Annotated in this window: 6 protein-coding genes and 1 pseudogene; 4 read left to right on the forward strand and 3 right to left on the reverse strand. The window is 69.7% G+C overall.

Annotation, left to right across the window (positions count from 1 at the left end; genetic code table 11):
• Positions 1 to 201, forward strand: a pseudogene (locus G6018_RS10710) (DUF4440 domain-containing protein); the annotation flags it as partial.
• A 362-nt stretch (positions 202 to 563) separates the two neighbouring features.
• On the opposite strand, the gene trpS reads toward G6018_RS10710, so the two are convergent.
• The 3 genes from trpS to G6018_RS10725 form a co-directional block, all read right to left on the reverse strand.
• Positions 564 to 1,640 carry a tryptophan--tRNA ligase gene (gene trpS, locus G6018_RS10715; protein ID WP_182639571.1) on the reverse strand — a complete coding sequence of 359 codons (1,077 nt, stop codon included), beginning with the start codon at positions 1,638 to 1,640 and terminating at the stop codon, positions 564 to 566.
• A gap of 44 nt (positions 1,641 to 1,684) precedes the next feature.
• Complete coding sequence (locus G6018_RS10720) at positions 1,685 to 2,158, reverse strand: PPOX class F420-dependent oxidoreductase (RefSeq protein WP_182639572.1); 474 nt, start codon at positions 2,156 to 2,158, stop codon at positions 1,685 to 1,687.
• 78 nt (positions 2,159 to 2,236) lie between these two features.
• Complete coding sequence (locus G6018_RS10725) at positions 2,237 to 3,082, reverse strand: exodeoxyribonuclease III (RefSeq protein ID WP_179524735.1); 846 nt, start codon at positions 3,080 to 3,082, stop codon at positions 2,237 to 2,239.
• A gap of 99 nt (positions 3,083 to 3,181) precedes the next feature.
• Here G6018_RS10725 and G6018_RS10730 point away from each other — a divergent pair, with 99 nt between their 5' ends.
• From G6018_RS10730 to G6018_RS10740, 3 genes are read left to right on the forward strand one after another with little or no spacing between them, the layout of a single operon-like run.
• Entirely contained in the window at positions 3,182 to 4,705 is a 1,524-nt protein-coding gene (locus G6018_RS10730; protein ID WP_182639573.1) for a hypothetical protein, read from the forward strand.
• Positions 4,706 to 4,708: 3 nt separating this feature from the next.
• Positions 4,709 to 5,896 carry a hypothetical protein gene (locus G6018_RS10735; RefSeq protein ID WP_206682364.1) on the forward strand — a complete coding sequence of 396 codons (1,188 nt, stop codon included), beginning with the start codon at positions 4,709 to 4,711 and terminating at the stop codon, positions 5,894 to 5,896.
• Positions 5,897 to 5,900: 4 nt separating this feature from the next.
• On the forward strand, positions 5,901 to 6,500 hold the full coding sequence (locus tag G6018_RS10740; protein WP_182639574.1) for a TetR/AcrR family transcriptional regulator: 600 nt from the start codon (positions 5,901 to 5,903) through the stop codon (positions 6,498 to 6,500).
• Positions 6,501 to 6,564 lie beyond the last annotated feature (64 nt).

Raw genomic sequence — 6,564 nt, forward strand, 5'->3', positions numbered from 1 at the left:
CTCGCGGCCGCCGGGTCGACCGACCAGGCATCCGGAGACCACACGATGGAGGTCATCGAGGCCCGCGAACTCGCCTCCGACACGATCCTGGTGATCTGGCGCGAGCGGTCCCGTGGTGACTCGATCCTGCGCAGCTCGGTGTGGGTCCGGTCCAGGGGCTCCTGGCGCCAGACCTTCCATCAGGGCACTGCCGAGACCTGAGTTCCCTCCGCGCGGACGTTCTGCCGGGGAGGCGCGCCGCACACGGAACGGCGCCCCTCACCACGTCTGGCGAGGGGCGCCGTTCGTCGACCGCGGCGCGGGGCCTACAGGCCGCCCAGCAGCAGATGGAGCAGATCCCCCACGATTCCGATGAGACCGGCGACTAGACCCATGCGTCCACTCCCTACAGGTGATGTGACACCCGACGGGTTCCTCTCCCCGTCGAGCTGAAAGCGACTCTAAGGACGTAGTGTGACGGAGGTGTTTCGCCCCGCGGTCTACGCCGTGAACTTGGGTTTCGTCGCTGTAAGGATACATCTGTATAGGTTCATTCTTACGCAGTGGCCTGCGCCCTGGGTGTCCTATCCGCGGCGCGGTGCGGTGAACCCGACCGCCTGATAGACCTGCGAGAGCACGGGCCCGGCCACGGATCTCGCGCGATCCGCGCCGTCAGCGAGGATCTGCTCGAGTTGGCCCCTGTCGGACATGTACTCGTCGAACCGACCGCGCAACGGGGTGACGAAGGCCTCGAGGGCATCGGCGGTGTCGGTCTTGAGCGCGCCGTACCCCGCCCCCGCGGCATGGTAATCGGCCACGAGGTCCGCCACCGGCCGCCCGGTGAACGCCGACTGGATGGTCAACAGGTTCGACACACCCGGCTTCATCTCGCGATCGAAGCGGATGTCACCATCGGAGTCGGTCACCGCGCTGCGGATCCGCTTGGCGGAGACCTTCGGGTCGTCGAGCAGATTGACGATCCCCTTGGGGCTCTCCCCCGACTTGCTCATCTTGGCCGTGGGGTCCTGCAGGTCGTAGATCTTCGCCGAGCCCTCGAGGATCTTGCCCTCGGGCACCACGAAGGTCTTCCTGTAGCGGGAGTTGAACCGCATCGCCAGGTCGCGGGTCAGCTCGAGGTGCTGCCGCTGGTCCTCCCCCACCGGCACGAGGTGCGGGCGATAGAGCAGGATGTCGGCGGCCATGAGGACCGGGTAGGTGAACAGCCCCACGGTCGTCCCGTCCGTGCCCTGTTTGGACGACTTGTCCTTGAACTGCGTCATCCGGGCGGCCTCGCCGTACCCGGTGATGCACCCCAGGACCCAGGCCAGCTCGGCGTGCTCGGGCACGTGCGACTGCACGAACAGCACCGAGCGGCCCGGATCGACCCCCAGCGCGAGGAGCTGTGCGCAGCCGCGGAACACCCGTTCGCGCAGCTCCTTGGGATCCTGCTTGACGGTGATCGCGTGGAGGTCGGGGATGAAGTAGTAGGCATCATAATCGTCCTGCAGGTCCACCCACTGCCGCACGGCGCCCAGGTAGTTGCCGAGATGGTAGGAGTCGGCGGTGGGCTGGATGCCGGACAGGACGCGCTGGCGCGTCGCGGGCGCCCCGGTCGCGGCGGTCGTGGGCGCAGGAGCTGCGGAAGTGGACTGCTCAGACATGGCGCCCATCTTCCCACGGCGCCCCCGGCCCCCCGATCACGCCCTCATCGGCCGGTGGACCGGTCCTGCTCGGGCGGGAACCCGCCCGTCGCCACCGGCCCCCAGTCGTCGATCGTCACCCGGATGAGGCATTTGCCCTGCCGCACCATGGCCTCGCGGTACTCGTCCCAGTCGCTGTGTTCGCCGGCGACGCTGCGGAAGTACTCGACCAGCGGCTCCACAGCCTCCGGGAGGTCGACGATCTCAGCGGTTCCGTCGACGTGGACGTAGGGCCCGTTGACCTCGTCGGACAACACGCACACACTGACCGCCGCGTCCCGTCGGATGTTGCCCACTTTCGCCCGCTGCGGGTAGGTGGCCACGACGAGCCTGCCCTCGGAGTCGACACCACAGGTCACGGGCGAGCTCTGCAACCCTCCCGAGGACTTCCGCGTGATGAGCACCGCGCGGTGCCGCGGGCGCAGGAACTCCTCGAGTCCGGCTCGGTCAGGACGGTCGGCAGTCGCATACGTCGGCATGGAGCCGAGGTTACGGATGTGCTCGCCGCGCGGCATCCGCGATCGCGGGCCCCTCCGGTGCGGACGCCCTCGTCGTCGTCACTCGTAGACGACGGTGACCGGCGCGTGGTCGGACCACCGCATGTCGTAGGCACTCGCACGGTCCACCCGGTCGGCCACGGCACGATCGACCAGGCCGTCGGTCACCACGTGGTAGTCGATGCGCCAGCCCGCGTCGTTGTCGAAGGCCTTGCCGCGTTGGCTCCACCAGGAGTACGGGCCGATCTCGTCGGGGCGACGATGGCGGACGATGTCGGTCCACCCGCTGGCGTCGGCGAACAACTCTGACATCCACTCACGCTCGTGGGGCAGGAAGCCGGAGCTCTTGTGGTTCCCCTTGTGGTTCTTCAGGTCCGCCTCGCGGTGGGCGATGTTCCAGTCGCCGCAGATGATCATCTCGTGACCGTCGTGGGCGCCGACCACCTTCGCGCTCTCGGCGAGGTGCTCCCGGAAGCTCGCCATGAAGCGGTCCTTCTCGTCCTGTTTGGGGGTCTCGGCCGTCCCGGAGGGCAGGTAGAGGCTGGCCACGGTGACGGTCTCCCCGTCGACGGCGCCGGGGTACACCGCCTCGATGTAGCGGCCGGACTCGTCGAACTCGGGATCACCGTGCCCGATGCGCACCTCCGCGGGCTCGTGCCGGGACAACAGCGCGACGCCGGCCCGGCCCTTGAGCGAGGAGGCGGAGCCGACGAGGTGCCAGCCGGCGTCGAGGGCCGGAGCGAGCGCCTTACGGGTCTGGCCCTCGTCGGCGCGGACCTCCTGGAGCGCGACCACGTCCGCGCCACTGCCCTCCAGCCAGGGCAGGAATCCGAGGTTGGTCTCCGACCGCTGCTTGACGGCGGCGCGGATCCCGTTGACGTTGACGGTGCTGACGGTGAGGCTCACGCCGCTCAGGCTACCGACCCGGTCAGACGTATCCGTTGACACCCGGTTCGCACATTCATACATTGAGACGATCAATGTATGAATGAAGGGAACTGAAGGATGCACGGAGCGACGGCAGTGGTCCTCGGCGGGAGCGTGGCGGGCCTGTGTTCGGCCGGCGTGCTGGCGCCGCACTTCGACAGGGTGGTGGTCCTCGAGCGGGACGAGCTTCCGCCCGGCGCCGAGCACCGGCGCGGGGTCCCCCAGAGTAAGCACCCGCACTTCGTCCTCAACGCCGGGCGACGCGCGATCGGCGCGATCTTCCCCGGGTTCGAGGAGTCGCTCATCGAGGCGGGCGGAATGCTGCTGATGCCCTCGATGGACGCGGCCTACGGCGAGATGGACGGCTGGGGGCCGCGCAAGGCCAGCACCATGACGATGATCTACTCCTCCCGCATCCTCATCGAGCGTGTCCTGCGGGAGAAGGTCCGCGCACTGCCGACCATCGAGATCTGCGAGGGCGTGACCGCGTCGGGCCTGTCCACCACCGGAGGCGGGACACCGGCCGGGCGGGTGACCGGGGTGGAGTACCGCGACGCGCACGGCGAGACCCGGATCCTCGAGGCCGATCTCGTGGTGGACGCCCTCGGTCGCGGGTCCTCCGTCCGGGACTGGCTCGCCGCCGCCGGCTGGCCGGCCGTCCCCGAGAAGACCCTCGACGCCAAGGTCACCTACACGTCCCGCTGGTACCAACTCCCGGACGCCTCGCAGCGGCCGCCGAACTGGTGGTGGAAGCACCTGGTCCTGACCCCCACCCAGGACACCGGCCCCCATCCGCAGGAGCACGAGTTCCTCTCCAACTTCTTCCCCGTCGAGGGTGACCGCGCGATCTCGTGCATGGGCTCGTGGGGGATCCGGATGCCGCGCACGCCCGAGACGTTCGAGGCCGCCGCCGACCGACTCCGCGCGCCCACCTTCGCCGCCGCCATGCGGGCCGGCACCCCGATCTCGGAGGTGCACCTCACCCGCGCCACGGGCAACAAGTGGCGCCGCTACGACGAGCTGGCACACCCACCGCTGGGCCTGGTGGCCATCGGGGACGCGGCCTGCGCCTTCAACCCGTTCTACGCCCAGGGCATGAGCTCGGCCGCCCGCTCGGCGGTCGTGCTCTCCGACGTCCTGTCCGAGCACCGGTCACTCGACTCCTCGTTCACCCGCGCGTTCCTCGACCGGCAGCGCACGTCACTGGAGGTGCCGTGGATGCTGGCCATGGCCCGCGACCAGGGATACGACTTCGCCGAGGGCACGGAGGTCGCGCCCGCGTGGCGACGCAGGATCATGTCCCGGGTGTCGTGGCCGGTGTTCAACGCCATCACCGCCGCCGCCCGTGAGGACGACCACGTGGAGCAGACGTTCACCGCGGTGTTCAACCTCGACAAGTCGCTCCGCGACATGATGACGGACCCGCGCTTCGTCTACGGCCTGCTGCGCCACAAGGTCCGCGAGGCGCTCGGCCGCACCCGCGTGCCGGGTGGCTTCGACATCCGCCTCGACCCGCCCGGTACCGACTACTCCGATCCCGCGAACCCCGTGGAACCGGCGGCCTCCGCCGTCCGGTCCGCGACCCGACAGACGAAGGGCTGAGCGATGGCGTACTCCTGTGAACCCGATGCCCGGCAGGTCGCCGATTTCCTCGGCTTCTCCTGCGACGACGCACACCCCGTGGGGGCCGTTCGCTCACCGTTCGCCCTCGAGCACTGGACCATGCCCCTGCTCGAGGTGCTGATCATCGCCGGTGCGGTCTTCGCCCTCGTGCACGCGTGGCGGCGCTGGAGGCGCGACGGCGACCCGGTCAACCTCGGGCTGTGGTTCGCCTCCCTGATCTACCTGGCGGTCATCGAGCCGCCGCTGTACTTCCCCGAGTGGTTCGGTCTGCAGGACTACGTGGGCTTCATCTTCTCCCACAACGTCTTCACCGTGCAGTTCATGTTCGACCGACTGCCGCTGTACATCGTGGCGTTCTACCCGGTGATCTCACAGCTCACCTACGAGCTCGTCCGCGCCCTGGGGATCTTCGCCCGGCGCGGGGCCGCGATCGGGGCGATCGCCACCGCGTTCGCCAGCCAGGTGTTCTACGAGATCTTCGACCAACTCGGGCCCCAGCTCAGGTGGTGGGCGTGGAACCCCGACAACATGATCAACACGCCGATGTTCGCCTCCGTCCCGATGAACAGCATGTGGGTGTTCGCCTCGGTGTCCTTCGGCGTCATGGTGTGGCTCGTCGTCACGCTCCTGGGCGGGCCCGGGCGCACCGGAACGCCCATGGGCGGCGGCTCGGTGGCCTGGCGGACCGTCGTCGCGGGGGTGCTCACCCCGGTACTCATGGTGATCCTGGCCGCGCCCACCAGGGTCGGCGTGGACGCCGAGAGCGAGGGAACCCTCCAACGGACCATCCTCTGGACGTTCCTCGGCATACTCTGGCTCGTCGGCCTGTGGCTGCTGGCGGACGGGACCCGCCGGACCTGGCGGGGCTCCACGCCACCGGTCGCCTCACCGGCCTTCGTCCGCGTCTACCCGGTCCTCTACGTCGGTGTACACGCGGCGTTCTGGATCGCGGCACTCCCGGCCTTCCTGGGAGCGACGGACGGGGTCACCGGCGGTGGCACCCCGATCGGGAGCGGGTGGTACGCGCTCGCCTGCTTCGCGGTCGCCATCTGGTTCGTCGTCGCGGCGCTCCTGGCGACCCGGTCCCCCTCCCGCGAGGTCGGCTCCGCCCCCGGCACCACCGCGGGCACCGGGGATCCGCGGACGCGCGAGGCCGATGTGACACCCTGAACCGATGGCGAGACACGGGTGGGGGGGCCGGCCCCCGGCGGACGAGGAGGAGGCGCGTCAGCGCATCATCGACGCCACCGCCGGGCTGATCGACCGGCACGGAGTAGCCAAGACGACGCTCTCCGACGTCGCGGCCGAGCTCGGCGTGACCCGGCAAACGGTGTACCGGCACCTCGGGAGCATCGGCGAGATCATGAGCGCCGTGGCGGCCCGGGGTGCCGAGGACTTTGTCGACCGGTTGGTCTCCCACCTCGAGGGCAGCCGGACTCCCGCGGAGGCCGTGGTCGAGGGGATCCTGTTCTGTCTGCGCACAGTGCCGAGCGACCCACGACTCAACCTGCTGCTGCAACTCGGCGACACCGCCACGTTCAGCCGGGCGGCCACCTCGCCGCTGATGCTCGACTACGGCTCGGCGATGCTGCGTCGGTTCCCCGTGGAGTGGTCCGACGCCGGGGTCTCCGACGCCGACCTCGACGGTCTCGCGGAGATGATCATGCGACTGCTCATCTCGCTGTTGGACTCCTCCACGGACGTGCCGCGCCCGGAGGACGAGGTCCGCGCGCTGCTCGACCGGTGGCTCGTGCCGGCGCTCACGCCGTCCTGACCCCGTCCCGGTCCGGTCTGCGGGCGGCCACGACCGCGCCCACGAGGATCGCCAGTCCGACCGC

The organism is Dietzia sp. DQ11-44, from assembly GCF_014145205.1.
Classification (GTDB): domain Bacteria; phylum Actinomycetota; class Actinomycetes; order Mycobacteriales; family Mycobacteriaceae; genus Dietzia; species Dietzia natronolimnaea.

What these genes read in the sequence shown, in the direction of transcription:
- trpS (WP_182639571.1), bottom strand. Translation starts at nt 1,640, where the DNA reads ATGTCTGAGCAGTCCACTTCCGCAGCTCCTGCGCCCACGACCGCCGCG.
- G6018_RS10720 (WP_182639572.1), bottom strand. Translation starts at nt 2,158, where the DNA reads ATGCCGACGTATGCGACTGCCGACCGTCCTGACCGAGCCGGACTCGAG.
- G6018_RS10730 (WP_182639573.1), top strand. Translation starts at nt 3,182, where the DNA reads ATGCACGGAGCGACGGCAGTGGTCCTCGGCGGGAGCGTGGCGGGCCTG.
- G6018_RS10735 (WP_206682364.1), top strand. Translation starts at nt 4,709, where the DNA reads ATGGCGTACTCCTGTGAACCCGATGCCCGGCAGGTCGCCGATTTCCTC.
- G6018_RS10740 (WP_182639574.1), top strand. Translation starts at nt 5,901, where the DNA reads ATGGCGAGACACGGGTGGGGGGGCCGGCCCCCGGCGGACGAGGAGGAG.